Origin of the sequence: Uliginosibacterium silvisoli (assembly GCF_036017035.1) — a bacterium.
In the GTDB taxonomy this organism is placed as follows: Bacteria; Pseudomonadota; Gammaproteobacteria; order Burkholderiales; family Rhodocyclaceae; genus Viridibacterium; species Viridibacterium silvisoli.
Map to the genome: position 1 here is coordinate 970,118 of NZ_JAYXHS010000002.1, position 24,450 is coordinate 994,567.

Genomic DNA, 24,450 nt, shown 5'->3' on the forward strand with positions numbered 1-24,450 from the left:
AACAGCTTGTTTGAAGCACGGCAGAAGTAGAAATTTGCGGGAATAGCTCAGTTGGTAGAGCGCAACCTTGCCAAGGTTGAGGTCGAGAGTTCGAGACTCTTTTCCCGCTCCAGATTCAAAAAAAGGAAGGTTCAAGTTCATGACTTGACCTTCCTTTTTTATTTCCGGTTTGCAGTGCGCTTCCAGCAATGTCGTGTTTCTTGTGCACGGCGGCTTGAGTTGCGCGCGCCTTGCGGTTAGGGTCGGTGGGTCATCGCGCAATGTGCTTTCGCATGCGTACGTGACGGTCGGTAAACATTGATGAGGCGCGCAGGTTCCTAGCCCGGTAGCAGCATGTTGAGTACAGCAAAGACTTCAGAGTTGGCCCAACGCACTGGTCTGCCCACAGACTGGTATGCAGACGGACTTGTGTGGCCTGACTACGCAGGTGGCGGCTTGTTCAATCTGGCCGTCTCGCTGGCTCGCGCATGTGGTGCTGATGTGCCTGCCGACTATCGTGATCTGATGCTGGGCGGTGACGTGGCTGCTTCGTCACGTTGGGCTGGCAGCGATACCTTGGTGTTCTTTCTCATTGATGGTCTTGGCGACAATTTCCTGTCGCGCAATCGCGATATCGCGCCAAATCTGTGGCGCGAGCGCGTGCAGTCGCTCACCTCCGTTTTTCCATCGACAACCGCCACCGCGATCACCACCCTGATGACCGCACAGCCTGCGGCCGTGCATGGTCTGATCGGCTGGTATGTGCGTGATGAAGAAACCGACTCCATCGTCGCACCTTTGCCAATGCGCCATCGCAGCGGTGCTGCCATTGACGATGTGGCCTTGTTGGCGCGCTTGCTGCATACCGCTCCGATGCTTGAAACGGCCAAGCGCATGTCGCGCGTTGTGACGCTGGCCGATCTCGCCGAAGGTCCTTACAGTCGTCACCATCGCCGTGATGCCTCGGTGCATGAGTACGCAACACTGGACAGCCTGGCGTGGAGCGTTTTCCGCGCCGAGCGCGAAATGCGCACGGCCACCAGCCAGCAGAAATTCATATACGCCTACACGCCGTTGCTGGATGCGGCAGGTCATGACTTCGGCATGGAGTCGCGGCAAGCGCGTGACGTGCTCGCGCGGCTGGACGAAGTGTATGCGCAGATGCGCAGCCTCTTGCCGGATGCCCAGTTCGTCGTGTCATCCGATCATGGCTTTACCGACAATCCGCCAGAGAACCAGATCGTGCTGTCTGACCACGCGGATCTCTATGCGATGTTGCGTGCGCCGCTTACCGGTGAGCGCCGTGCCGCGTATTGCCATGTGAAGGCGGAGTACCAGACCGTATTCGGTTTGCGCGTCGCTGAACGTTTTGGCGACCGTGTGCATGCCATGCCTGCTGCACTGGCATTCGATGCTGGTTTGTTCGGCCCTGGCTTCGGCTCGGAGGCCTTGCTGCGCGGTGGTGACTGGTTGCTGATTCCGCGCGATGACTGGACCGTGCTCGACCGCGTCGATGGCGAAAAAAGCCACGCCATGCTGGGCGTGCATGGTGGTCTGAGTGCGGCGGAGATGCATGTGCCGCTGATCCTGTCGCCAGCGCGTTTGTAACAGGACTGACACGTAGCTGTCAGCGGCCTGTCACCTCGGCTCGCTAGTCTCCTTCAAACTCGCAAGAGGAGAGAGCGATGAAATTCAAGCCTGCAAGCTGGAACAAATGGAACTGGCGTGCCAGCCTGGCGCGCAAGCGTGCAAAACGCGCTGCAGCGTCTTTCGACAACTTCTTTCCGATGTGTTTCGTGCCTGAGTCGTCCAGCGCGCGACGTACGTCGGCCTGAGTCTCGGCAAAAGACCTGCTCAGTGCAGGTCTTCCTTGGCGATGGGCATTGGCAGCACGCTGATGCCTTCGTCGAGAAGTGAAGCCACTTCGCTGTTCGTCGCCTTGCCGCGAATGGCGCGTTCTTCGGCATCGCCGAAGTGAATGCGGCGTGCTTCCTGCGGGAAGTCTTCGCCGACGTCTTCTGATTGCGCCGCGCTTTCCTGCAGCTTCTTCACCAGAACTTGCAGTAACTGCTGTGCTTCGGGTTGCTGGGCGGCCACGCTCGTCGTCGTGGTTTCCGTTGCCGCTTCGTGCTGCGTCACTTCTGCCTTGTCGCTGCTGCCTTGCACGTGAGGTGCCGAGGGCAAGCGACGCATATTGTGCGAACCGCAGATTGCGCAGGTCAGCAGGCCACGCTGCTGTTGCGATTCAATATCCTCGCTGCAGGCGAACCAGCCTTCGAAACGGTGCTCGTGCTCACAGATCAGGTCGACAACAATCACGATTTTTCCCGGATATTTCTGGCAGGGTTTGTCTTGTCACGCAGTGTGTCCTGACGTGCAAGCCTTGTCCCGACGACTTTGCTATTGAAGGGGCGCAAAGATAACATGGCGCGCCTATGCTGTCCCGACCTGCCACTGTTCCTGACCCCGCTGTTGTGTCGCTCGCACCCTCATCTCCAGAATCTCCGCGCCTGCTGCTCGCACCCATGGAAGGCATGGTCGACGAAATCATGCGCGACGTGCTGACGCGCGCCACGACTTACGACTGGTGTGTCACCGAATTTGCGCGTGTTTCGGGCAGCTTGCTGCCCGCGCGTTTCTTCACGCGCATCGCGCCGGAGTTGCGTGAATCTTCGCGCACTGCAGCGGGTACTTTGGTGCGCGTCCAGTTGCTGGGCTCGGAGCCTGCCTGCATGGCCGAGAACGCAGACCGCCTCGCCGAGCTTGCGCCCGCAGGCATCGATCTGAATTTCGGTTGCCCCGCGCCGACGGTGAATCGCCATCGGGGTGGCGCGGTGCTGCTCGACGAACCGGAGTTGCTGTGCGATATCGCGGGCCAGGTCAGCCGGGCGATTCGCGGTCGCGTACCGTTTACGGCGAAGATGCGTCTTGGCGTTTATGACAAGTCCCGCGCCGTTGAGGCGGCACAGGCGCTCGCCGAAGGCGGTGTAGAGATGCTGGTGGTGCATGCTCGCACCAAGGAAGAGGGCTATCGACCGCCAGCGCACTGGCCGTGGATTGCGCGCATCGCGGAAGCGGTGAAGATTCCGGTGATCGCCAATGGCGAAATCTGGACGGTCGATGACTACCTGCGCTGCCGTTCAGAAAGCGGTTTGCACGATGTGATGCTGGGGCGCAGTGGTGTTGCGGATCCGTTCCTTGCCGGGCGTATCCGCAAACATCTGCAGGGCGCAGAGGTGCGCAGCATGGACGATGACTGGCTGGCGCTGCGCCCCTTCATTCACGATTTCTGGTTGCGCGTACAACGCAAGGTCGAGGCGCGTCATGCGCCGGGCCGCCTCAAGCAGTGGCTCAATCTCTTGCGACGTAATTACCCGCAGGCCGAGTTGCTCTATCAGGCGGTGAGGCCGCTGCGTGAGCCGCATGACATCCAGATCATTCTCGACTCCACACTGGGGCCCGCCGATGTACGCGAACTCACGCAGCATTGACAGTGCGCAGAGCGGGCCGCACGACAAGCTTGCCGAGCTGGTGCTGCGGCATCGTGATGCGCTTTTCCGCAAACCGATTTCACCCGCCAGCCAGGCGTCGTTCGACAGCGTGATGCGCGAGTGGGACGGGCGAGCCCCCATCCTGCTGGATGCCGGTTGCGGCGTCGGTTGGAGCACGCTCAAGCTGGCGGAGGCGCATCCCGCGCATTTCGTGCTTGGCGTGGACCAGTCCGAAGATCGCCTGTCGCGCGGCAAGCCCGGCGTCACGCCCGCCAACGCCTTCTTTGCGCGCGCTGATCTGGTCGACTTCTGGCGCCTGTTGCTACAAGCGGATATCCGTCTCGATCGGCACTACCTGTTGTATCCGAATCCCTGGCCGAAAATCGGCCATCTGTCACGGCGCTGGCACGGCAGCCCGGCGTTTCCGGCGCTGCTGGCGCTTGGTGGTCGCCTCGAATGTCGCAGCAACTGGGCTATCTACGTCGAAGAACTGGCCCAGGCCATCGGCTTGCTGACAGGCACTACGCCGGGTGTCGAGCGCTTCGAAGCGGAGGAGCCCCTTACGCCGTTCGAGAAGAAATACCGCGATTCCGGGCAGAGCCTGCATCGCCTCGTTTGCATGCTTGGCTGAGGCGGGGCGTTCGGCCCCGAGCCCTGACGATCAGCGCGGGCTGGTGTCTTCAACCGTTCCGCTACGCCAGTCGCTAACCGACGCTCTTCTTGCCGGTACTCCGCTCGGCGTCATGCCGGCATTGCTTGCGCAGGCTCTCCCAGCCTTCCTGGCCCAGGGTCGCCAGGGTGCGCATATTGTTCGCATAGATTGCTTCGGGGTCCGGAAAGGCTGCGACTGCGCGATCGATACTGCGCTCGCGCAACAGGTGGAGGACCGGGTACGGTGACCGGTTCGTCGCGTTACTGATGTCGTCGGGCTCGCTGTCACCGAATGTGTAGTCAGGGTGGAAGCTGGCGATCTGGATTTCGCCACGCAGTCCCAGTGACTTCAAGGCCTTGTCGGCGGTTGGCAGGAAGAGGCTGTAGTCGACAAAGTCAGTCAGCACCTGCGGATGGATCAGCACCGTCGTGTCGAGCTTCGCGGGGGCTGTGGCAGCCAGGAGTTGCAACTCTTCGCGCAGGTCTTCCAGCAGCGCTTCACTCTCCGTTGCCGTGCTGACAACGTAGCGCACCAGTCCCTTGACCTGCACCGCCTTGGCGAAGGGGCATAGGTTGAGACCGATGACCGCGCGGTCAATCCAGGCACGCGTTTCGGCAATGATGAATTCGCTGTCTGGCTTCATTGGGGCATAGGGGATGCTGGTTGGGCTGCGGCGAATCATACAAGCAGCCGCAAGTCCTCAGATGATGACTTTCGTGAGCGTCCTGTCCGTGTCGTTGCGACATCCCGGGAAATGCTATCGGCATTTCGGGAGGGTATGGGCATCAAGCGCCAAGCTTCAGTGCCCCGCCGCGCGCTTCGGCCCGTTGCCAGGCGTCGCGCTGACGCAAGCGACCTAGCAGGTGCCACAGCTTCGGGCGCGATTCGCTGAGGCCCGCGCGGGCGACCGCGGCTTCCAGCGGAAAGCTCATCTGGATGTCGGCAGCAGAGAAATCCTCGCCTGCGAAATAGGGACCGCTTAGCTGCGACTCAATGAAGTCCAGCAGGCCGGCAAGTTGCGCGTCGATACGCGTCAGCATCGGCATTGCCGACTCGCCGAGTCGCGCCAGGTAAAGCTTGAGCAGAAGCGGGGGCATGGCGCTGCCTTCAGCGAAATGGAACCAGTACGTGTAGCGCAGATGCGCTTGCGTGTCCTGCGGCGGTACCAGCTTGTGGCCGCTATAGGTATGCAGCAGGTATTCGAGAATGGCTCCGGATTCTGCCAGTACCACTTCACCGTCGCGGATGACGGGCGACTTGCCGAGCGGGTGGATCTTCTTGAGCTCAGGCGGCGCCAGCATGGTCTGCGGATCGCGCTGGTAGCGGATCACCTCGTAAGGTACGAGAAGCTCTTCAAGCAACCACAGCACACGGTGCGAGCGCGAGTTGTTCAGGTGGTGGACTTCGATCATGCATCTGCCTCCTTCTCTTCGCCGACCGGGGAGCATCCGAGTTTCGCAAGGCATGTGCCCGCCGACGTCCCGATGGACGGTTTCAGTCCTGCAAGGCTCTGACCTTGACGCTCTTGCCTTTCACCTTGCCGGTCGACAGCTTGCGTAACGCCTCTCTGGCGATGCCGCGCGCGACGGCGACGTAGGTGGATTGCTCTGTCACGTTGATCTTGCCGACCTGTTCGCGCGTGAAGCCGGCGTCGCCGGTCAGCGCGCCCAGCACGTCGCCGGCGCGGATCTTCTCCTTGCGGCCACCGAGAATCTGCAGCGTGACCATGGGCGGCTGCAGTGGTGTCTCGTCGTCCACCTGCAGGCCGGCAAGGCCATGCCATTCGGGGACGATGCCGGTGGCTTGCTCAATGATCGCAACGCGACGCTTGTCGGCAGGGCTGCACAGACTCAACGCCCAACCATCCTGATCGGCACGGCCGGTGCGGCCAATGCGGTGGACGTGCACTTCCGGGTCCGGCGTGACATCGACATTGATCACCGCTTCGAGCTGATCGATGTCCAGGCCGCGCGCGGCGACGTCGGTCGCCACCAGCACCGAGCAGCTGCGATTGGCGAACTGGATCAGGACCTGGTCGCGATCGCGTTGCTCCATGTCGCCATTCAGGGTCAAGGCGTGGAAGCCCGCGGCATGCAGCACATCAACCAGATCGCGGCATTGTTGTTTGGTGTTGCAGAACGCCAGTGTGCTCACTGGCCGGTAGTGCTTGAGCAGGAGCGCCACGGCCTGCAGGCGTTCCTCATGCTTTACCTCGTAGAAACGCTGACGGATCTTGCTGTCTTCATGTTGCTCCAGCAGTTTCACCTCTTGTGGATTGCTCAGGAAGCGCTGCGCCAGCCGGCCAATGCCATCAGGGTAGGTGGCAGAGAACAGCAGTGTCTGCCTGCGTGGCGGACACTGCTTGGCGACGTAGGAAATGTCGTCGAAGAAACCCATGTCAAGCATGCGGTCGGCCTCGTCGAGCACCAAGGTGTTCAGCGCGTCGAGCTGCAAGCTGCCACGCTCAAGGTGATCCATGATGCGGCCGGGCGTGCCGACGACAATATGCGCACCATGTTCGAGGCTGTTGATCTGCGGGCGCATGGTGGAGCCGCCGCACAGGGACAGGATCTTGATGTTGTCTTCACCGCGCGCGAGACGGCGGATTTCCTGCGTGACCTGTTCGGCCAGTTCGCGCGTGGGACACAGCACGAGTGCTTGTACGGCAAAGCGGCGCGGGTTGAGATTGGTCAGCAGGGTCAGCGCAAAGGCAGCGGTCTTGCCGCTACCCGTCTTGGCCTGTGCAATCAGGTCATGGCCTGCCAGGGTGATGGGCAGGCTGGCGGCCTGGATGGGCGTCATCTGCAGATAGCCGAGCTGCTGCAGGTTGGCCTGCATGGCAGGGGCGAGTGGCAGGGTGTTGAACGAAGCGCCAGCGGCGGCGTTCGTTTCAGGTATTGCGGAGAAGGGGCTGGCGTCGGTCATGCGCGATTATCCGCTCCTGAGCCGACGCCATGGCAAATATTCCAGATCTCCGTGGCGGGCAAGCCTATAGAGGCTCGCCACGACGACTTAGTTGGAAGGGCTGCCGTGTGCTTCACCCTCTGTCGCGGTGTTGTTCTTCACCGCCTTTTCGACTTTCTTCTTGGTGTCGACTGTTACTTCCTTGGTCTTGTGACCGACCGCAGCGGCACCTTTCTTGGTTTCGTGGCCAACCGTCTCGGCTGCGTTCTTGGCCTTGTGGCCAGCAGCCACGGCGCCATCCTTGACGGCTTCGCCCGTATCAACGGCGACGTCCTTGGTCACGCCTGCAGCGTTGTTGATCTTGGTGCCGGCCTTGTGCGCTGCCGAGCTGACATCCTCGGAGACGGTGGTCTTCGAAGTATCGGTTGCGGCAGAGGCAATGAATGAGGTGCCGAGCAGGCCGGCGAGAAGTACTGATTTCAGAATATTCGATTGCATTTTGCTGTCTCCCAAAAGGATATAGAGATAGTTAAAACCGTATGGCATAGGCCGCGAGGCGGCCACAAAGCGGGCCACGGTCTTCAACGCATCAACTGATGCGCTTATGGGAGCTACAGCAATCGGCGTACCCGACGGGCGTCTAGCGTTTGCGTGATGCTGGCCTGCGGCCCGATCCAGCGCGCTTGTTGTCGGTTTCCTTGGAGCGGATCGGCATCAGCAGATTCTTGCCAACGCCCTGTACCGGCGCGCGATGCGCGCGGATGGCAGCTTCGATCTCGGCAGGAATGATGGCGATCGCATTGGCGGCAACCGGTGTCGGCTTGTAGGCCGCCAGCTGTTCCTTGAGGCTGAAGGTGTGTTCGGCCAGTGCTGCGCGTCGAGGCTGGCTGGCCAGCATCTTTTGCGCTTCGGCCGTCAAGGTGAAGCCGTCCTCGATGGCTTGCAGCAGGCCATTCGTGCCGAGGCGGGCAAATGCCTCGGAGAGTTTTGCGGCCGAGGGAATGGAGCCGTGCAGCAGGTCGAGCGCGGAGATGATCTCGGCAATCCGCGCGGGTTTGCGCTTGGCGGCGACGGTTGTTGCCAGCAGGAGCTGGATGTCTGAATCGTGAATCGGGTGCATTGCTTGGGCTTTCGGGGTGCCGGATCGAAATCGCGGAAAGCTGAGCTAGATACCAGAGTGTGGACAAATAACCAAGTGGCGACGGTATGGCTCCTGGTGTTCGACGGCTACTGCATGTATCGCGACTCGAACCTTGCCAGCGACACGCCGCTGGCGTCGAGCAACTCCATCTGTTCGCCCGTGACACGCCAGCTCGCAACACGTGACAGGGCTTGCAGGAAGCTGCTTTCCAGCGCCATGCCTTGCAGGCAGGCCATGCGCGTGCTGGCGGTTTCGCCAAGTGCGAGCCTGCTGCCATCCAGCGTGTAGCTGCCACTGAGGCGGTTGCAACCGGTCGCGCCGATGACTCGCTTCTGTGGCCCCTGGAAGATCAGATGTGCTTCAGGCTGTGACGTGGCGACCTCGACGGAGGTGCTGCCCAGACGCGTCAGCTTCCAGTAGGTGTTCTCGAAACTGGCTGTGACGGCGGCGGCTACGGGCGCGCCGCCGACGGGTCGCAGCAGCAGTTGCGGATTGTCTGCTTGGCCCGGCACGAGTACCGGGTAGGCCGTGTCGCTTGTGAAGAGCAGCTTGCCGCCTTGGGAAATGCGTGCGCGCACGACGTAACGATGGCCTGCGACTATCCGGGCCGGGTCATAGGAGATGGTAAAGCGGAAGGGCGGCTGACCCGGCGACTCCTGCCGCACGCTGCCCACAAGCTCAGCACGTGCATCGGCGCGCGAGACGTCTTCGATGCTGGCTTCAAAGACAGCGTCCGGTGGCAAGGCGATGCGCTCCCGGTAACTGGCCGTACCCGAAATCGAAGATGCCGGCGCCACTGTGGAGGCACAGGCAGCGATCAGGAACAGGCCCGACAGCGCGCAAGCGATGTACAGCCCGCATGTGCGCAATGGGCGGGATGAGAGAAGGCTATGCACGGACGATCTCCTGAGACTGAGCGGGTGGCCGGGATGCTTCGGGCGTCGGCAAGCACCGGATTTTGCGCCCCCGGAAGTCGAAGCGGAAGGGCCGCAAACTTCGTGCCGCAGAGCAGGCGCGGAGGACGTCAGCGCTCATGGCGGGGAAGCGCGGGTATTCCCTAGGCATGTTTGTATGACAAGTCGTGCAGACTGCGACTCTCGACAAATTTGACAGAGATCAGCAGGACCCGCGTGGTGTCTTGCGCCTCTGTCGCTTTCCGGTGATCCACATTTTCAGGAGGGCTTTACATGAAACGTCGCGTGTTGCTGTCGGCTATTGCAGCGGGTGTTCTGGGCTCGGTATCGGCGGGCAGTTTTGCCCAGAGCAGTGAATTTCCACGCAAGTCCATCACCGTTATCTGCCCGTGGACGGCTGGCGGCGGAACCGACGTACTGCTGCGCGCCTTGGCACGTGAGGCGGAGAAGCACCTCGGGCAAAGCATCAACGTCGTCAATCAGACGGGTGGGGCGGGTGCCATTGGCCACAACGCAATCCGTGCTGCAGTGCCTGACGGCTATACCGTGGGCATGATCACTTTTGAACTCAACTCACTGCCGCCGCAGGGGCTGGTGCCCTTCACATACAAGGATTTCGATCCTCTGATGCGTATCAATGTTGACCCGGCGGCACTGACGGTCAAGAAGGATGCGCCGTACAACACGCTCAAGGAGTTCGTGGAGTACGCCAAGTCTCATCCGGGTGAAATCACCATTGGCAATTCGGCGCCCGGCTCGGTCTGGCACATCGCCGCGGGTTTGATGGCCGAGAAGACCGGCGTACAGGTCAAGCATGTGCCGTTTGACGGTGCGCAGCCTGCGGTCACGGCTTTGCTGGGTGGGCATATCAAGGCTGTGGCCGTGTCGGTGCCAGAGGTGCGCGCCCAGGCCCAGGCCGGCAACCTGAAGATTCTCGGCGTCATGGATACGCAACGCGACGAGCTCTTCCCTGCCGTGCCGACCTTCAAGGAGCAGGGCGTCGATGTGGAGTTCTACACCTGGCGCGGTCTGGCGCTGCCCAAAGGTGTGCCCGCAGACATCAAGCTCAAGCTTGCCGATGCGTTCAAGAAGGCTTTTGACTCCAGGGAGTTCAAGGAGTTTGCCGCCAAGGCCTCGCTCAATCTTTCCTTCCAGAATGCGGCCGATTTCAACAAGTTTCTTGATCAGAACTTCAAGGACGTGGATGCCGTCATGAAGAGCCTGGGGCTCGCCAAGAAATAGGCTGGCCGTCCTGGCGGCGTAACACTACGAAATGGCAGCGCACAGACAGGTCGGCTTGCCGACCTGTTCTGTTGTGGGCGGCCGGATGATGGATTCATGACACAGCACGCGGGGCGCTAATGAAGCAGGCAGACCTAATATCAGGGGGCGTTGGTTCGCTCATCGGGATTTATGCAATATGGGAGGCGCAACGGATGCCTGCCGATGTCATCATGAAAATCGGACCGGGATTCTTCCCGACCATTCTGGCGAGCATGCTGCTCATCTTCAGTCTGTTGCTGATGCTCAACGCCTTGCGCGGGAAGAGCAAGGGCGAGGTGCCGCCGCTACGCTGGTCCGACCCAGCCGTGCGGCGCGGACTGTGTCTGCTCGTCGCGACCGCAGTGTTCTGCCTTGCGCTCAAGCCGATTGGCTTCATACCCTGTGCAATCGTCTTCCTCTTCCTGATGATGCTGGTGCTGGGCAATCGCAAACCGCGCGCCTTGCTGATGGCACCACTGATCGTGACAGGGGGCATCTGGCTGACTTTCGAGAAGCTCCTGCATCTCGAATTGCCATCGGGCATTCTCGCGCCCCTCCTGGGCTAAGGGGGCAGCATGGAGATCAACTGGGGTTTGATGTTCAGCAGTTATGGCGCGGTGTTCACGCCGAGTGTCATGTTGTTGATTGCGGTGGGGGTTACGGCAGGTATCGTCATCGGCGCGCTGCCCGGCCTGACGGCCACCATGGGCGTGGCGCTGCTGGTGCCGCTGACTTTCGGCCGGCCACCGCTGGAGAGCCTGTCGATGCTGATGGGGATCTATGCTGGTGCCATGTATGGCGGCGCGATCTCGGCGATCCTGATCCGCACGCCGGGTACGCCGGCGGCGGCCGCGACAGTGCTGGAAGGGTATCCGATGGCCAGGCGCGGCGAAGCCGGGCGGGCCATGGCAATGGCCCTGTTTGCGTCGTTCTTCGGCGGCGTGGCGGGCGCCGTGATCATGACGCTGGCCTCTCCGCTGGTATCTGCCTTTGCCCTGCGCTTCGGGCCTGTCGAGTACTTCGGTCTGGCGATCTTCGGCTTGTCGATCATCATCTCGATCTCCGGGCGCTCCTTGATCAAGGGCTTCATGTCGGCCTTCTTCGGTCTGCTGATCTGCACCATCGGCTTCGATCCGATCTCCGGCTTTCCGCGCTACACCTACGGCACGATGGAGTTGATGGAGGGGCCGCCTTTCATCCCGACCCTGATCGGGCTGTTCGCGGTGTCGGAGGTCTTCAATGAAGCGCTCAAGAGTGGCGTGGCGAAAAGCGTGACGGCCAAGCTGGACCAGTACCTGCCGAGCTGGGCCGACATCAAGTACTGCTTCCGCGAGTTGTGCCGCTCCAGCGTCATCGGCGCGGTGGTCGGCGCCATTCCGGGGGCTGGCGGCGACATTGCTTCGTTCATCTCGTATGGTGAAGCCAAACGCGCATCAAAGAATCCGGAGCTGTATGGCAAGGGGCAGATCGAAGGGCTGGCGGCGAGCGAATGCGCCAATAATTCCTGCCAGGGTGGCGCAATGATTCCCTTGCTGTCGCTCGGCGTGCCGGGCGATGCGGTGACGGCCGTGCTGCTCGGCGCATTCACCATCCAGGGGCTGCAGCCGGGGCCGATGCTCTACAAGGAGCACATCGACATCGTCTATCAGATCTTCGCGTCGATGATGGTGGCGCAGTTCGTCATGCAATTCATCGGCATGGCCGGCATCCAGCTGTTTGCGCGAGTCATCATGGTCGACAGGTCAATCCTGACGCCGGCGATCTTTGTCATGTCGGTAGTCGGCGCCTACGCGATGCGCAGCAATGTGTTCGATGTCTATGTGACGCTGGCTTTCGGCATGGTCGGATTCCTGATGATGCGCTACGACTTCCCGTTATCGCCGATCCTGTTGGCACTTATTCTCGGACCATTGGCGGAGTCCAATCTGCGGCGTGCGATGGTGATGTCGGGGGGCGAGTGGAGCATCCTGTTCACCAGTCCCATTGCCGTAGTCATGATGTTGCTGGCGGCACTGTCCTTCTATCTTTCGATCCGCAAACACCAGCAGATTGAAAGCAGGCTGGCGGAAATGGAGGTCGAGTTCGAGAAGAACCTCGGCGAGAGCACGGAGAGCCCGGAGCGTCCAGCCTAGCCGCCGCGTTCAGGCTGAGACCAGCCTCAGCAGCGTGATTTCCGAGGGGGCGCCGAAACGCTTCGGTGGCCCCCAGTAGCCCGTGCCGCGGCTGACGTAAATCCACATCGCACGCAATCGATGCAGGCCTGCCGTGTAGGGCTGTTGCAGAGGCACGAACAGATTCCACGGCCAGAACTGACCGCCGTGCGTATGGCCGGAGAGCTGCAGGTCGAAGCCCACTTGCTCGGCAGCTGTTGCGGAGCGGGGCTGGTGGGCCAACAGGATCTTCACGCTGTCTTGCGGCGCACCTTTCATTGCCGCTTGCGGGTCGCTGCGGTGCGCTGCGCCGAAATGCCCGCCATTGAAATCAGTGACGCCCGCCACGACCAGGGGGGCCGCCGCGTGTGTCAGCACGACATGCTCATTCAGCAGTACGCGCAGGCCGAGCCGGCGCATCTCCTCAATCCATTCATCCGCATTGGCGTAGTACTCGTGGTTGCCCGTGACAAAAAAACTTCCATGACGCGCGCGTAGTGTTGCCAGCGGTGCCGTGTGCGAGGACAGGGCCGCGACACTGCCATCGACGAGGTCTCCGGTGACAGCCACCATGTCTGCCTCGAGCGCATTGACACGCGCCACGATGCGCTCCAGGTAGGCGCGCTTGATCGTGGGCCCGACGTGGATGTCGCTGATCTGCGCGATCTTGAAGCCTTGCAGCGCGTCCGGCAGCTTGGCGATCGGTACTTCCACGTTGATCACGCGGGCCAGGCGGCGAGCGTTGAGAAAGCCCGCGACCGTGCTGAACAGCGCCAGCAGCATCACAGCGATGGCTGAGCTGGATGCGAGCTCGGCAGCCAGATGGGGCGGGTAAGAGAACAGGCCCAGCGCCGCGCCAGCGGCGATCAGGAGCAGGACCACATCGCGCAGGACGCTCAGCACCAGCAAGGAGGAAAAGAGACCCATTGCCAACAGGCCGATCCATGCCAGCCTGTCCGCTAGAGGTTGTTGCTGGATGCCGCGTGACAGCAGGCCGAGGGGTACGAGAACGCTGGATGCCAGCAGCCATGCAGCGCCGATGAGTTTCCAGAAAGCCGGGACAGGCAGGCCGGGGAGCAGGCGCATGCCGATGTACAGATGAAGGGCGCCGATCAGCGCGGTGGCGAAGACGAGAAAGCTGCGAGGTGGCATGTCATCACGTGTGCGATGCGGCGTGCGCCGCGTCAGCCACATGTTGTGCCGGCAGGCGCGCATTCAAGGGCACAACCCGGCACCTCGCCTGCCGGGTTGTGAAACTGCGTGTCGTGCTTTCTCAGTGTTTGTGTTCGGCACCTGCGGCGGGGGCTCCCGTCAGGCTCTCGACTTTCACGTCCACCGTGATTTCACCGGCCTTCTCGAACTTCAGGGTGAGCGGAAACTTCGCGCCTTCCTTGAGCGGGGCCTTCAAGCCGAGCAGCATGATGTGCAGGCCGCCCGGTTTGAACTCGACAGTCTTGCCCGCAGGCAATTCGACGCCCTTGTCGAGCTTCTGCATGCGCATGACGTCTCCTTCCATACTCATGGTATGAATTTCCGCCTGTTCGGAAACATTGCTGCTGACCGAGACGAGACGGTCGGCTGCGCCGCCGTTGTCGAGCTTGAGATAACCGCCGCCGGTTTGTGCGCCGGGTGTCGTGGCGCGTGTCCACGGGTGGCCGATCTTGATGCTGCCCAAGGTGTAATCGTGCGCGCTCGCGCTGAACGAGAGCAGGACGAGGCAAGCGAGGGTGAGATAGCGATGGAGGCTCATGTCGATTCTTTCGTAGTTGGATGCGTAAGCACGTGATCAGTGGTGGTGTTCATGTCCAGCGACGGGCGCGGCTGGAACAATGTCCAGCAAGGCTGCCGGGAATCGAGGTTTTTCCTGCCCTTCAACGGGGATCTCGGCCCAATCGTTTTGCCCCTTCTCGCATTGCTGGAGCACCCGGATCCAGCGCTTGCCGGCACTTTCCGGCACGGTCACGGCGATCACGAACTCATCGTATTCGGCATCGAGCAAACGGCCACCGCTCCAGCTGAACTGTGCGGCGCGCTCGGAAACCGGTTTGCCATGTGACAGGTAAGGTTTGTCGAGCTTTTCGGTCTTGATGTCCAGCTTCCAGCCGGCCTTGGGCATGGGCTTGGCGCCGACGAATCCCTCAGGCAGGAAGACCGTGATGTTCGTTGTGGGCGAGCCATCACAACCGTGGCCGACACGGAAAATGGATTTGTAGCTCGTGCCGCTGACGGCACTTTTCTGTTCGAGCGTGATGTGGGCTTGGGCGTTGGACAGGCAGGCGGCGGTGCACAGCAGGGCTGTGGCGAATTTTTTCAGCATGAATATCTCTCCGGCAATGCATGGGTGCGCGGCCGTGTGGCCTGGCGCACGCGGTTTCAATGCATTGCATGTCTGGCAATGGTGACCGGCCGGCGCATGAGGCCGACCGAGGCTTGAACGAGGCTCAGGCCTGTTGCGGTGGCGCGCGCGGAGAGAAATGCAGCCACGCAGGCGTGCGCGCGGCAAAGAGAAACCCGGCAGGGCTTTGAACGTGGACGAAGCGCTCGTTCGGCGAGAAGGTGTGGTCATGCCCGTCGACGATGGCGAAGTGGGCGCCAGCGGCGCACAGCGGGCACTGCTGGAGCAGCTTGTGCGTCGCTGAGTCGTCCTGTCCCCCGGCGGGCAGTTTGATGAGTTCCAGCCCGGGAGCGCCCGTCGTACATATGCTGGCCAACAGCCCCTGTTGCGTGCTGGCGGCATGCGCCAGCGGCATCAATGCGTGCCAGACGATCGCCAACAGGGCGAACCAGGCAATGCGGGAAGTGGTCGAGCGGGCTTTCATGGCGCGCGAATTATACACAGCGATCCTGGGCGAACCGCGGCATCAGCGCTCGCGCATAAAGACAAACCCGGAGTCGAGGTGTTTCGGCACGGCGATTGCGATGCGTCGCCTGTCACCGACAAGGAGTTTCATCATGCAAGCGCTCGCCAAGGCTTCGGCCCGGCTTTTCAGCCAGTTTTTTTCTTCCCTGTTTTCGCTCGACGACAAGGGCGCAGCCCGTGCGGTCGACCCCGCGCTCATCGACGACGAACAGGACGAGAATCACCCGTTGGCGCATTCATACTTTGGCGCTTGAACGCCTGGCCGACGAGGCTGAACGAGGGCATGGCAAAACCTTCCATGCCATGTAATTCCGGTCAGCCGGATCCGTGCGGCGGGCAGCCTCCCCTGACGGCAGGGAGGTTTAGTGTTTGGCCAGTTCCACCAGCGCTTGACCGAGCTTCAGGTCCAGCATCTTCCTGTCCTGGTACGTCTTGACCGTTCCGTCGGGCAGGCGATAGTCGCCTTCGGTATATCCGGCTCCATTCAGGAATGCCGGTACAGCTTGCGGCTTGCCGTCGATTGCTGCCTGCAGCGCCAGCAGCGCGTAAGGCTCGTGCGTGTCGAAATTGACGTAGACAAGCTCCGTGCTGGCCATGAAGTAGCCGACGCTGCGACCGTCGATTTCCTGAATGAAGCGCTTGCGGTAGATGTTGTTGCCGATCGCGCGGGCCAGCTGCAGGTAGTCCGGTGTCTGCGTCTTGACGTAAAGGTCGAGCACCGCAAACAGGGCAAACGGGTCGTCCTGTGAGGTCTCGAGATTCACCTGGTGGTTGCGGCCCGGCGCGTCGCCGATGTCGCCCAGGCCATTCGCGCGCGCGATGCCGCGCGCCATGCCCCATAGCTCGGTAGCGCCGGTGGTCAGGTAGGCGCGCGCATACGACAACAGGTAAGCACTGGTGGCCGGATAGGGCTTGAGTTCGTAGCCGGCTTTCTCGTAGTAACCGTTGCGTTTGAGCACGAAGTTCGACAGATCGGTGCCGTCGGTCAGCAGGGGCTTCAGCGTGTTCGTTGCGGGTTCGTAGGCGTAGCGCTGGAAGGCCAGCAGGCCATCGCGGGTGGCGTCCAGCAACTCCTGGCCAGCATCGCCCAGATCATGGCCGAGTTGCAGCTGCATCAGCGCGTTCTCGGAGTAGATCGTGGTGGCCTGGCCCTTCAACAGCATCGTGGCTTCGAGTACGCGGCGCCGGGTCGGGTCGGGATGCGGATTCGGTTCGAAATCGGGGCCCAGCTGGCGTTGCGCGCGATCACCGAACCACGAGTAGGTCTTGTCGTCGCTCGGCGCCTCTTCTGTCTTGATGGGTTGTGAGAACTGGTAGGCGCCGAGCTGCGTGTGCGGATTGCGTGCGCTGATGAACTGGTCGGCCAGGCGCTTGACCCACAGCATGGCCGACGCATTGCCGGTGTGCTTCGCCAGCATGGCACCGGCATATATGAGGTCGTTGCCTGCGTTGAGAAACGACAGGCCCTTGGCTTCGAAGTAGGGCGGCTGCCTGGTGTAGGGATCGTTGTTCCACAACAGCGTGTCGTCGATGGCCTTGGTGAATTCACCGTGACGGCCGATCTCCAGTGTTGGCCAGTCGTAGATGTGGGCGTTCCAGAACGCCTTGATGAATTTCGTCGTGGCCGCAGCGTCGACTTCGAACATGAGATCGTAGTACGGAAAGGCGTTCTTCAGCTCATGCACCCCGTCTTTTTCACTAGGGCCGACCGCCTCGAGCGTTTTCAGATCGATGAACTGATGCCCACCCCAACGCAGCAGGCCATTGGCATCCTGATAGTGGTCGAAGTAGTAACGCACATTGGCTTTCGCCGCGTCGCGGTACTGCTCGTCACCCGTAAGGTTTGACAGGCCGACCAGCACACGCATGAAGTTCTGCTGGCAAGAGAGATTGGAGATGACGCTCTCCTTGCCGTCAGGAAAGACCCAGTTGAGCTGTTCGCGGCCACGTACCTTGATCGCATCGGCGAAGATTGGTGCAGGTGGCTGGTGATAGAGATCGCCCCCTTCGCGAAAGATGTTCTGCACGTGCGTGATCACCGCATCCAGTCTCACCTTGTCCATGGCTTCCGGTTGGCTGGCGGGGCAGTGTGGTGTCGACATAGGGGTCGGGATTCAGGATGGATGCAGGGCAGACAAATGCGCGCAGATGGACAGTGTCAGACTGGAACTGAAGGGCCTGTCAGCCCTTGCGTGAAATGGCCAGCGGGCCGGCGGCCTGCGTGGTGGGCATGAGCTCCAGCACGTTCACATTCACATGCGCCGGCAGCGTCGTGACCCAGTACACCGATTCGGCAACGTCTTCGGCCGTGAGTGCCTGGGTGTTGGCGTAGACCTGCGCGGCCTTGGCGTCATCGCCATGGAAACGCACGTTCGAGAATTCCGTACCGCTGGAGAGGCCGGGCGCGATGTCGGTGACGCGGATCGCGTTGTTCACCAGGTCGGCACGCAGGTTCAGCGAGAGCTGGCGCACGAAAGCCTTGGTCGCGCCATACACGTTGCCACCGGGATAGGGGTAGTTGCCGGCGATGGAGCCAATGTTCACCACGTGGCCGCGACCGCGTTCCACCATGCCGGGCAATACGGCGCGCGTGACGTACATCAAGCCCTTGATATTGGTGTCGACCATGCGCTCCCAGTCGTCGAGTTTGGCACGATGCGCGGGCTCGAGGCCCAGCGCCAGGCCGGCATTGTTGACCAGTACGTCGATGGCTGAGAAAGCATCGGGCAGGCCGGCAACGGCACGCTCCACGGCTGCGTTGTCGCGCACGTCCAGCATCACGGTATGGACGCGGTCGGCGGCGAACTCGTCGCGCAAGGCGTCGAGTCGGTCCTGGCGACGGCCCAAGGCCACGACCTGGTGGCCCTCATGGACGAAGCGGCGAACAATGGCGGCGCCAAAACCGGCCGTGGCGCCTGTGACGAATACGATCATGCTGGAACTCCTGCGGGCATCTGGATCTTGAGGTGGCGGGCGACAAAGCCCCGAAGCGATAGCGTAGCAGCCGCAAAAGGCTCCGGAGCATATCCGGCGATTCGGGCTTTAGCCGGTGCCCCGCGCAGCTGCGGCCTGCATCTTGCTCCTCTTGGCCGACCCCAGATGCAATTGTTCCGTGTATTCATATGAAGAAACGTAAAGGCGCAGCAAATCCTTACATCTTGTTGCTGCGGCCGCAGGCGTCGGCTAGTGGCTCTCCTATACAATCCGCAGCGCAGGCCCATGCGGCCTCCCTTGTCATGAATTCTGCGACCGTGCCTGCGCACCCTCCCGTATGAAACAACCTTTCTCGTTGCGCAAGCTGCCAGTGCTTTTCAGCATGATGCTGGCTGCATGCGCGGTCGGCCCGGACTACACGCAACCGGACGCGGGCCTGCCGACAAGCTGGCAAGCGGCCCTGCCACATGCCGGCACGCAAGCCGGGCTGATCAACTGGTGGGCACAGTTCAACGACCCGGTGCTGGTGCGCTTGTTGCAGGCCGCCGAAACGGACAACCCGACACTCAACAAGGCAGTCGCAGCAATCGATCAGTCGCGTGCCGCAATCATCTCGTCGCGCGCGGACATGTTCCCCAACTTCACCGGCCGAGCCTCATCGACCGGCGCATCGGCCACGCCGCCAGCCACCGGCACGCAGACCACGACGGGCGTGGCCATCGACGCAGCCTGGGAGATCGACCTCTTCGGTAGCGTGCGTCGTTCCACCGAAGCGGCGCAGGCTCGCCTTCAGGGGGCCGAGCAGGACTGGCATCAGGCGCGCGTCTCGCTGGCAGCTGAAGTGGCCTCGAGCTATACGACTTACCGTGGTTGCCAGTTGCTCGTCGCGACTGCGCAACGCGAAACCGATTCGCGACGCGAGACCGCGCGCCTCACCGGCATTTCGGTTGGCGCGGGCTTCACCGCACCTGCCGATGGCAATCTCGCGACGGCGAGTGCAGCCAGTGCATCGGCCGCGCTTACCGCCCAACGTGCGCAGTGCGATCTCACCGTCAAATCGCTGGTAGCACTGACCGGGCTCGAAGAGCCCGCGCTGCGCAAGCTGCTGGGCAGTACTGCTCCGGCTTTGCCGGTGTCCGCGGGCTTTGCCGTCGACAATCTGCCGGTTGCGCTGGTCAGCCAGCGGCCCGACCTCGCATCGGCCGAGCGCGCACTGGCGGCGGCCAGCGCCGAGGTGGGCGTGGCGGTCGCCAATCGTTATCCACGTCTGTCGCTGACCGGTTCGATCTCTTACGGCGTGATCGACCTGGCCGGCCGCAGTACCGAGGCCAGCTCATGGTCGTTCGGGCCTGCACTGACCGTGCCACTGTTCGACGCAGGCAAGCGGCGCGCGCTGGTCGATGCGGCCGAGGCGCGCTACGACCAGGCATTGGCCAACTACCGCCAGAGCGTGCGCAATGCGGTGAAGGAAGTCGAGCAGGCGCTCGTGAGCCTCGACAGCGCAGCGCAACGCGAGGGCGATGCTCAGACCGCCAAAGACAGCTCGCAGAAATACTTCAATGCCGTCGAAACCAATTGGCGCTCGGGCGGTGTCGGCCTGATCTTCCTTGAGGATGCGCGCCGCACGGCAATTACCGCCGAAGTGAATCTGATCAATCTGCAACGCGACCGGGTACTTGACTGGATCGCCTTGTACAAGGCCCTGGGCGGTGACTGGCAACAACGTGCTCCCGCCGCCAGCGTGGCAAGCAATTCCCAAAACCCGGCGGCGCAGTCCGCGCCCGGCCAGCCCGAGAAATGAAGAGAGAGATGACATTCAGCTCGACATCGAAACGTAGTCGCGGCGGCATCATGGCCGTCGTCCTGATCGTGCTCGCCTTGCTGCTGGTTGTGGCCTTCGTATGGTTCGCGAAGCATCGTGCAGCCGGCAAGCCGGCCGAGGCGGGTGCGCAGCCTGCGCTGACGGTGAGCGTGACACAGAGTTCGCGTGCCAGCTGGGATGATCGGCTCAGCCTGAGCGGTGCACTGACTGCCTGGCAGGAAGCCGTCGTCAGTGCTGAAGTCAGCGGCCTGCGGCTCTCCGAGGTGCTGGTGGACGTGGGCTCGGTGGTGACGCGTGGTCAGCCGCTGGCAAAGTTGGCGCAGGATACGGTGATGGCCGAGCTGCGCAAGCAGGAAGCAGCCGTGGCCCAGGCCCGCTCCGGTCTCGCCGAAGCAACTGCCAATGCCGACCGTGCGCGCAAGATCCGCGACAGCGGGGCGCTCTCCGAACAGCAGATCAACCAGTACCTGACGGCGGAAGAAACCGGCAAGGCCAATCTGGCCGCGGCCATGGCGCAGCTCGACAGCGAGAACATCCGCCTCAGGCAGACCAGCATCAATGCCATCGATGATGGCGTCATTTCGTCGCGTACGGCCACGCTCGGCGCCGTGGTCTCGGCAGGCAGCGAACTGTTCCGCCTCGTGCGTCAGGGGCGTGTCGAATGGCGTGCGGAAGTCAGCCCGCAGCAATTGTCGGTAGTCCGCCCCGGGCAGAAGGCCGTCATCGTCTTGCCGGATGGCACGAACGTGACGGGCGCCGTGCGCATGACTTCGCCAACGCTGGATGTGAATTCGCGCAATGCGCTGGTCTATGTCGATCTGCCCAATCGCAACGGCGTGCGCGCCGGCATGTATGCCCACGGCGAGATCCTGCTCGGCAAGCGCGATGCGACCGTGTTGCCGCAAGTCTGCGTCGTGCAGCGCGATGGCCGCACCTATGTGTTTGAACTGGGTGCTGACAACAAGGTGATCCAGCACGTTGTCACCACGGGCAGGCGCGCCGAGGGTGCGATCGAAATCGTCGATGGCTTGCCGGCGCAGGCGCGCGTCGTTGCAACCGGTGCAGCCTTCCTCAACGATGGCGACCTGGTGCGCGTCGTCGATGCACCGGCTGCGGCTGCTTCTGCACCGACTGCGGCCCCGGCAACACAGAGCGGAGCGCGTTGATGAATTTCTCCGCCTGGTCGATCCGTAACCCCGTTCCGGCACTGCTGCTGTTTGTCGTGCTGAGCGTGGCCGGCATTCTCGGCCTGCGCAATCTGGGCATCCAGAATTTTCCCGACATCGAACTGCCGACCATCATCGTCAGTGCTTCGCTCGAAGGCGCAGCGCCCGAGCAGCTCGAGACGGAAGTGGCGCGCAAGATCGAAGACCGCTTGGCTGCACTGGGCGGCATCGAGCACATCCAGAGCATCCTCACGGATGGCTCGTCGCAGATCTATGTCCAGTTCAACATCGACAAGAATCTCGAGGAAGCGCTGAGCGAGGTGCGCAACGCCGTCGATGGCGCGCGTGCCGACCTGCCATCCAACATGACGCCGCCCGTGGTGTCGAAGATCACGACCTCGGGCGCTGCCATCCTGACTTTCACGGTCGAGTCGGACCGCGTCGACGAGCAGGACCTATCCTGGTTCGTGGATAACGACGTGGCGAAAGCCATGCTGTCGGTGCCGGGCGTCGGCAAGGTGTCGCGCATCGGCGGGCTCGATCGCGAGGTGCAGGTCAATCTGTCTCCCGCGCGCATGGCAAGTCTGGGCGCCACGGCGCAGGACATCTCGACACAGCTCAAGCAGACGCAGCAGGACGCCTCTGGCGGGCGCGGCGATATCGGCAATGCGATCCAGTCGGTACGCACGCTGGGTGCGGTGCAGAACGCCGAGCAGCTCGCAGCGCTGGATGTGCCGCTGGCCGATGGTCGTCACGTACGCCTCGACCAGCTGGGCGAAGTGCGCGATACGGTAGCTGAGCGCAGTGCGCTGGCGCTGGCGGATGGCAAGCCCGTGGTGGGCTTCGAGATCACGCGCAGCAAGGGCGCGAGTGAAGTGGCCGTGGCGCAAGCCGTGCGCAAGGCCGTCGCGAAGTTCTCCGCCGCTCACCCCGAGGTCCGCATCTCCGAGGCTTTCAACGCGGTCGATCCGGTGCAGGACAACTATCGGGGCTCCATGCACCTGCTGTTCGAGGGCGCCATTCTCGCCATTCTCGTGGTCTGGTGGTTCCTGCGCGACTGGCGCGCCACGCTGGTGTCTGCAACGGCCTTGCCGCTGTCCATCATCCCGACCTTCGCGGTCATGTATTTCTCGGGCTTCAGCCTCAACGTGCTGACCTTGCTGGCGCTGGCGCTGGTCGTCGGGATTCTGGTTGACGATGCAATCGTCGAGATCGAGAACATCGTGCGCCATCTCGGCATGGGCAAGAAGCCGTATGACGCCGCCATGGAGGCTGCCGACGAGATCGGCCTCGCCGTGATTGCCACCACCTTTGCGCTGGTTGCAGTGTTCTTGCCCACCGCCTTCATGGGCGGCATTCCCGGCAAGTTCTTCAAGCAGTTCGGTATGACCGCAGCCGTGGCCGTGGTGGCTTCGCTGGTCGTCGCGCGCTTGCTGACGCCGATGATGGCCGCCTACTTCCTCAAGCCGCTCAAGCACGCCGAGGAGGATGGCAAGCTGATGAAGCGCTACCTCGGCGCCGTGCATTGGTGCATGGCACATCGCAAGACCACGGTGGCGGCTGCGGTGGCGTTTTTCATTGGTTCCATTGCGCTGGTGCCATTGCTGCCGACGGGCTTCGTGCCGCCTGCAGACTTGAGCCAGAGTCGCATCACGCTGGAGTTGCAACCCGGCAGCACGCTGGAGCAGACGCGCGACGTGGCCGAGCAGGCACGCAGGATTCTCAAGGACATGCCTGACGTGACGCATGTCTTCTCCGCGATCGGCGTGGCCAACGCGGTCGGTGCATTCGGCATGGGAGGTTCGGCCGATGTGCGCAAGGCCACGCTGACGGCGAGCCTCGTGCATCGTTCGGAGCGCTCGCGCAAACAGTCGGAGATCGAGAACGAAATCCGCCAGCGCCTGCAGGCGCTGCCCGGCACGCGCGTCGCCATCGGCGCGGGTGGTAGCGGCGAGAAGGCCCAGATCGTACTCGCTGGCAACGATGCGGCGACCCTGCAGGCGGCGAGCCGCGCCGTGGAGCGCGAGCTGCGCACGCTCAAGAACATCGGCAACGTGACCTCGGGCGCCAGCCTGCAGCGCCCCGAGATACAGATCCATCCCGACTATGCGCGCGCGGCAGATCGCGGCGTAACGGCTCAGACCCTGGCCAATGCCATTCGCGTGGCGACGGCTGGCGATTTCGCGATGAATCTGCCCAAGCTCAATCTGCCGCAACGTCAGGTGCCGATTCGCGTGCGCCTGGAGAAGAGCGCGCGGCAGGATCTCGAAACCATCGGCCAGCTGCGCATTCCGGGCCGCTCCGGCAGCGTGACTCTGGCCTCCGTGGCAGACATCGGCATGGGCAACGGGCCGGCGCAGATCAATCGTCTCGACCGTGAGCGCAACATCACCATCGATGTCGAACTGGCCGGGCGCAGCGTCGGCGACGTGACCAACGAGGCCGCCAGACTGCCCTCACTGGCCAAGCTGCCGCCAGGCGTGAAGCAGCTGACCTCGGGCGATGCCGAGCGCCAGGCCGAGCTGTTCGGCAGCTTCGGCACTGCCATGGCGATTGGCGTGATGTGCATCTACGTGGTGCTGGTGTTGTTGTTCCATGACTTCCTGCAGCCCGCCACGATTCTCGCCGCCTTGCCCTTGTCTGTAGGCGGTGCACTGATTGCGCTGCTGCTGACCAACAACTCGTTCTCCATGCCGTCGGTGATTGGCCTGCTGATGCTGATGGGCATTGTCAGCAAGAACTCCATCCTGCTTGTCGAGTACGCCGTCATGGCGCGTCGCGAGCATGCGATGGGGCGCTACGAGGCGCTGGTGGATGCCTGCCACAAGCGTGCCCGGCCGATCCTGATGACCTCCATCGCCATGGCTGCCGGCATGCTGCCGATTGCAATGGGCGTAGGCGCTGATCCGAGCTTCCGTGCGCCGATGGCCATCGCCGTGATCGGCGGCGTCATCACCTCCACCTTCCTCAGCCTGTTGGTCATCCCGGTCATCTTCACTTACGTGGATGATTTGCTGCAGTGGTTGAAAAAGAGTGTGTCGGGCCTGCGCCATGGGCACGCCCATCCTGAAGAGACGCCGCCGGTGCTGCCGGACTCGCAGCGTCCGTAAGTAAAAAGTTGCGATGCCCGGAGAGCCAGTGCTGGTGGCGCTCCAGGGCATGCCGCGGGCCATG

General features: G+C 62.4%; 24 protein-coding genes and 1 tRNA gene. 12 read left to right on the forward strand and 13 right to left on the reverse strand.

Annotated elements, in window-relative coordinates; genetic code table 11:
• The first annotated feature begins 36 nt into the window (after positions 1 to 36).
• The 3 genes from VVD49_RS14020 to VVD49_RS14030 all read left to right on the forward strand — a co-directional run bounded on the left by VVD49_RS14020 (position 37) and on the right by VVD49_RS14030 (position 1,814).
• Positions 37 to 112: transfer RNA gene (locus VVD49_RS14020), tRNA-Gly, on the forward strand.
• Positions 113 to 333: 221 nt separating this feature from the next.
• Positions 334 to 1,587 (forward strand): alkaline phosphatase family protein, encoded by a 1,254-nt coding sequence (locus VVD49_RS14025; protein WP_327599805.1) that lies wholly within the window; start codon positions 334 to 336, stop codon positions 1,585 to 1,587.
• Between the two features lie 77 nt (positions 1,588 to 1,664).
• Entirely contained in the window at positions 1,665 to 1,814 is a 150-nt protein-coding gene (locus tag VVD49_RS14030) for a hypothetical protein (protein ID WP_327599806.1), read from the forward strand.
• A gap of 19 nt (positions 1,815 to 1,833) precedes the next feature.
• Here the strand turns inward: VVD49_RS14030 and VVD49_RS14035 are convergent, their stop codons facing one another.
• Complete coding sequence (locus VVD49_RS14035) at positions 1,834 to 2,298, reverse strand: DUF1178 family protein (RefSeq protein WP_327599807.1); 465 nt, start codon at positions 2,296 to 2,298, stop codon at positions 1,834 to 1,836.
• Between the two features lie 206 nt (positions 2,299 to 2,504).
• On the opposite strand from VVD49_RS14035, the gene VVD49_RS14040 reads away from it, so the two are divergent.
• Together VVD49_RS14040 and trmB are read left to right on the forward strand one after the other, a co-directional pair.
• Positions 2,505 to 3,470: a tRNA dihydrouridine synthase gene (locus tag VVD49_RS14040; RefSeq protein ID WP_327599979.1), complete on the forward strand. Its 966-nt coding sequence runs from the start codon at positions 2,505 to 2,507 to the stop codon at positions 3,468 to 3,470.
• Complete coding sequence (gene trmB / locus VVD49_RS14045) at positions 3,445 to 4,101, forward strand: tRNA (guanine(46)-N(7))-methyltransferase TrmB (protein ID WP_327599808.1); 657 nt, start codon at positions 3,445 to 3,447, stop codon at positions 4,099 to 4,101. The genes VVD49_RS14040 and trmB overlap by 26 nt, the downstream gene beginning before the upstream one ends.
• 73 nt (positions 4,102 to 4,174) lie before the next feature.
• On the opposite strand, the gene VVD49_RS14050 is transcribed toward trmB, so the two are convergent.
• The 6 genes from VVD49_RS14050 to VVD49_RS14075 all read right to left on the reverse strand — a co-directional run bounded on the left by VVD49_RS14050 (position 4,175) and on the right by VVD49_RS14075 (position 9,063).
• Positions 4,175 to 4,765 carry a DUF1415 domain-containing protein gene (locus VVD49_RS14050; RefSeq protein WP_327599809.1) on the reverse strand — a complete coding sequence of 197 codons (591 nt, stop codon included), beginning with the start codon at positions 4,763 to 4,765 and terminating at the stop codon, positions 4,175 to 4,177.
• Positions 4,766 to 4,907: 142 nt separating this feature from the next.
• Complete coding sequence (locus tag VVD49_RS14055) at positions 4,908 to 5,534, reverse strand: glutathione S-transferase family protein (protein ID WP_327599810.1); 627 nt, start codon at positions 5,532 to 5,534, stop codon at positions 4,908 to 4,910.
• Positions 5,535 to 5,616: 82 nt separating this feature from the next.
• Positions 5,617 to 7,047, reverse strand: coding sequence for an ATP-dependent RNA helicase DbpA (gene dbpA / locus VVD49_RS14060; RefSeq protein ID WP_327599811.1), 1,431 nt, complete (start codon positions 7,045 to 7,047; stop codon positions 5,617 to 5,619).
• Between the two features lie 87 nt (positions 7,048 to 7,134).
• Positions 7,135 to 7,524, reverse strand: a complete 390-nt coding sequence (locus VVD49_RS14065) for a hypothetical protein (RefSeq protein WP_327599812.1) — start codon at positions 7,522 to 7,524, stop codon at positions 7,135 to 7,137.
• Positions 7,525 to 7,666: 142 nt separating this feature from the next.
• Entirely contained in the window at positions 7,667 to 8,146 is a 480-nt protein-coding gene (locus VVD49_RS14070) for a hypothetical protein (RefSeq protein WP_327599813.1), read from the reverse strand.
• Positions 8,147 to 8,253: 107 nt separating this feature from the next.
• Positions 8,254 to 9,063 carry a YbaY family lipoprotein gene (locus VVD49_RS14075; RefSeq protein WP_327599814.1) on the reverse strand — a complete coding sequence of 270 codons (810 nt, stop codon included), beginning with the start codon at positions 9,061 to 9,063 and terminating at the stop codon, positions 8,254 to 8,256.
• A 291-nt stretch (positions 9,064 to 9,354) separates the two neighbouring features.
• On the opposite strand from VVD49_RS14075, the gene VVD49_RS14080 reads away from it, so the two are divergent.
• The 3 genes from VVD49_RS14080 (at position 9,355) to VVD49_RS14090 (ending at position 12,476) form a co-directional block, all read left to right on the forward strand.
• Positions 9,355 to 10,323, forward strand: a complete 969-nt coding sequence (locus tag VVD49_RS14080) for a Bug family tripartite tricarboxylate transporter substrate binding protein (protein ID WP_327599815.1) — start codon at positions 9,355 to 9,357, stop codon at positions 10,321 to 10,323.
• Between the two features lie 119 nt (positions 10,324 to 10,442).
• Positions 10,443 to 10,910, forward strand: a complete 468-nt coding sequence (locus VVD49_RS14085; protein WP_327599816.1) for a tripartite tricarboxylate transporter TctB family protein — start codon at positions 10,443 to 10,445, stop codon at positions 10,908 to 10,910.
• 9 nt (positions 10,911 to 10,919) lie between these two features.
• On the forward strand, positions 10,920 to 12,476 hold the full coding sequence (locus tag VVD49_RS14090; protein WP_327599817.1) for a tripartite tricarboxylate transporter permease: 1,557 nt from the start codon (positions 10,920 to 10,922) through the stop codon (positions 12,474 to 12,476).
• A gap of 9 nt (positions 12,477 to 12,485) precedes the next feature.
• Here VVD49_RS14090 and VVD49_RS14095 read toward each other — a convergent pair whose 3' ends face one another.
• From VVD49_RS14095 to VVD49_RS14110, 4 genes are all read right to left on the reverse strand, one after another.
• Positions 12,486 to 13,646 (reverse strand): metallophosphoesterase, encoded by a 1,161-nt coding sequence (locus VVD49_RS14095; RefSeq protein ID WP_327599818.1) that lies wholly within the window; start codon positions 13,644 to 13,646, stop codon positions 12,486 to 12,488.
• A 121-nt stretch (positions 13,647 to 13,767) separates the two neighbouring features.
• Positions 13,768 to 14,244 (reverse strand): copper chaperone PCu(A)C, encoded by a 477-nt coding sequence (locus VVD49_RS14100; RefSeq protein ID WP_327599819.1) that lies wholly within the window; start codon positions 14,242 to 14,244, stop codon positions 13,768 to 13,770.
• A gap of 36 nt (positions 14,245 to 14,280) precedes the next feature.
• Entirely contained in the window at positions 14,281 to 14,811 is a 531-nt protein-coding gene (locus tag VVD49_RS14105) for a YcnI family copper-binding membrane protein (RefSeq protein WP_327599820.1), read from the reverse strand.
• Positions 14,812 to 14,935: 124 nt separating this feature from the next.
• Complete coding sequence (locus VVD49_RS14110) at positions 14,936 to 15,313, reverse strand: DUF2946 family protein (RefSeq protein ID WP_327599821.1); 378 nt, start codon at positions 15,311 to 15,313, stop codon at positions 14,936 to 14,938.
• Between the two features lie 133 nt (positions 15,314 to 15,446).
• Between VVD49_RS14110 and VVD49_RS14115 the strand changes: the two genes are divergently transcribed.
• A complete protein-coding gene (locus VVD49_RS14115) occupies positions 15,447 to 15,608 on the forward strand; it encodes a hypothetical protein (protein ID WP_327599822.1) in 162 nt (53 codons plus the stop codon).
• Positions 15,609 to 15,716: 108 nt separating this feature from the next.
• On the opposite strand, the gene VVD49_RS14120 is transcribed toward VVD49_RS14115, so the two are convergent.
• A complete protein-coding gene (locus VVD49_RS14120) occupies positions 15,717 to 17,417 on the reverse strand; it encodes a hypothetical protein (protein WP_327599823.1) in 1,701 nt (566 codons plus the stop codon).
• Positions 17,418 to 17,535: 118 nt separating this feature from the next.
• Positions 17,536 to 18,288 (reverse strand): SDR family NAD(P)-dependent oxidoreductase, encoded by a 753-nt coding sequence (locus tag VVD49_RS14125; RefSeq protein ID WP_327599824.1) that lies wholly within the window; start codon positions 18,286 to 18,288, stop codon positions 17,536 to 17,538.
• Between the two features lie 337 nt (positions 18,289 to 18,625).
• Between VVD49_RS14125 and VVD49_RS14130 the strand changes: the two genes are divergently transcribed.
• Genes VVD49_RS14130 through VVD49_RS14140 form a run of 3 tightly spaced genes read left to right on the forward strand, consistent with a single transcriptional unit; the run spans position 18,626 to position 24,386 of the window.
• Entirely contained in the window at positions 18,626 to 20,089 is a 1,464-nt protein-coding gene (locus VVD49_RS14130; protein WP_327599825.1) for an efflux transporter outer membrane subunit, read from the forward strand.
• A gap of 8 nt (positions 20,090 to 20,097) precedes the next feature.
• Positions 20,098 to 21,276 carry an efflux RND transporter periplasmic adaptor subunit gene (locus tag VVD49_RS14135; protein WP_327599826.1) on the forward strand — a complete coding sequence of 393 codons (1,179 nt, stop codon included), beginning with the start codon at positions 20,098 to 20,100 and terminating at the stop codon, positions 21,274 to 21,276.
• Positions 21,276 to 24,386, forward strand: coding sequence for an efflux RND transporter permease subunit (locus VVD49_RS14140; protein ID WP_327599827.1), 3,111 nt, complete (start codon positions 21,276 to 21,278; stop codon positions 24,384 to 24,386). The genes VVD49_RS14135 and VVD49_RS14140 overlap by 1 nt, the downstream gene beginning before the upstream one ends.
• Positions 24,387 to 24,450: the final 64 nt, after the last annotated feature.

Bases quoted from the DNA above. Each gene is read 5' to 3' on its own strand.
- VVD49_RS14070 (WP_327599813.1), bottom strand. From the start codon at position 8,146: ATGCACCCGATTCACGATTCAGACATCCAGCTCCTGCTGGCAACAACC.
- VVD49_RS14065 (WP_327599812.1), bottom strand. From the start codon at position 7,524: ATGCAATCGAATATTCTGAAATCAGTACTTCTCGCCGGCCTGCTCGGC.
- dbpA (WP_327599811.1), bottom strand. From the start codon at position 7,047: ATGACCGACGCCAGCCCCTTCTCCGCAATACCTGAAACGAACGCCGCC.
- VVD49_RS14125 (WP_327599824.1), bottom strand. From the start codon at position 18,288: ATGATCGTATTCGTCACAGGCGCCACGGCCGGTTTTGGCGCCGCCATT.
- VVD49_RS14095 (WP_327599818.1), bottom strand. From the start codon at position 13,646: ATGCCACCTCGCAGCTTTCTCGTCTTCGCCACCGCGCTGATCGGCGCC.
- VVD49_RS14140 (WP_327599827.1), top strand. From the start codon at position 21,276: ATGAATTTCTCCGCCTGGTCGATCCGTAACCCCGTTCCGGCACTGCTG.
- VVD49_RS14110 (WP_327599821.1), bottom strand. From the start codon at position 15,313: ATGAAAGCCCGCTCGACCACTTCCCGCATTGCCTGGTTCGCCCTGTTG.
- VVD49_RS14105 (WP_327599820.1), bottom strand. From the start codon at position 14,811: ATGCTGAAAAAATTCGCCACAGCCCTGCTGTGCACCGCCGCCTGCCTG.
- VVD49_RS14050 (WP_327599809.1), bottom strand. From the start codon at position 4,765: ATGAAGCCAGACAGCGAATTCATCATTGCCGAAACGCGTGCCTGGATT.
- VVD49_RS14080 (WP_327599815.1), top strand. From the start codon at position 9,355: ATGAAACGTCGCGTGTTGCTGTCGGCTATTGCAGCGGGTGTTCTGGGC.
- VVD49_RS14130 (WP_327599825.1), top strand. From the start codon at position 18,626: ATGAAACAACCTTTCTCGTTGCGCAAGCTGCCAGTGCTTTTCAGCATG.
- VVD49_RS14135 (WP_327599826.1), top strand. From the start codon at position 20,098: ATGACATTCAGCTCGACATCGAAACGTAGTCGCGGCGGCATCATGGCC.
- VVD49_RS14025 (WP_327599805.1), top strand. From the start codon at position 334: ATGTTGAGTACAGCAAAGACTTCAGAGTTGGCCCAACGCACTGGTCTG.
- VVD49_RS14115 (WP_327599822.1), top strand. From the start codon at position 15,447: ATGCAAGCGCTCGCCAAGGCTTCGGCCCGGCTTTTCAGCCAGTTTTTT.
- trmB (WP_327599808.1), top strand. From the start codon at position 3,445: ATGTACGCGAACTCACGCAGCATTGACAGTGCGCAGAGCGGGCCGCAC.
- VVD49_RS14120 (WP_327599823.1), bottom strand. From the start codon at position 17,417: ATGGACAAGGTGAGACTGGATGCGGTGATCACGCACGTGCAGAACATC.
- VVD49_RS14090 (WP_327599817.1), top strand. From the start codon at position 10,920: ATGGAGATCAACTGGGGTTTGATGTTCAGCAGTTATGGCGCGGTGTTC.
- VVD49_RS14055 (WP_327599810.1), bottom strand. From the start codon at position 5,534: ATGATCGAAGTCCACCACCTGAACAACTCGCGCTCGCACCGTGTGCTG.
- VVD49_RS14030 (WP_327599806.1), top strand. From the start codon at position 1,665: ATGAAATTCAAGCCTGCAAGCTGGAACAAATGGAACTGGCGTGCCAGC.
- VVD49_RS14040 (WP_327599979.1), top strand. From the start codon at position 2,505: ATGGAAGGCATGGTCGACGAAATCATGCGCGACGTGCTGACGCGCGCC.
- VVD49_RS14100 (WP_327599819.1), bottom strand. From the start codon at position 14,244: ATGAGCCTCCATCGCTATCTCACCCTCGCTTGCCTCGTCCTGCTCTCG.
- VVD49_RS14085 (WP_327599816.1), top strand. From the start codon at position 10,443: ATGAAGCAGGCAGACCTAATATCAGGGGGCGTTGGTTCGCTCATCGGG.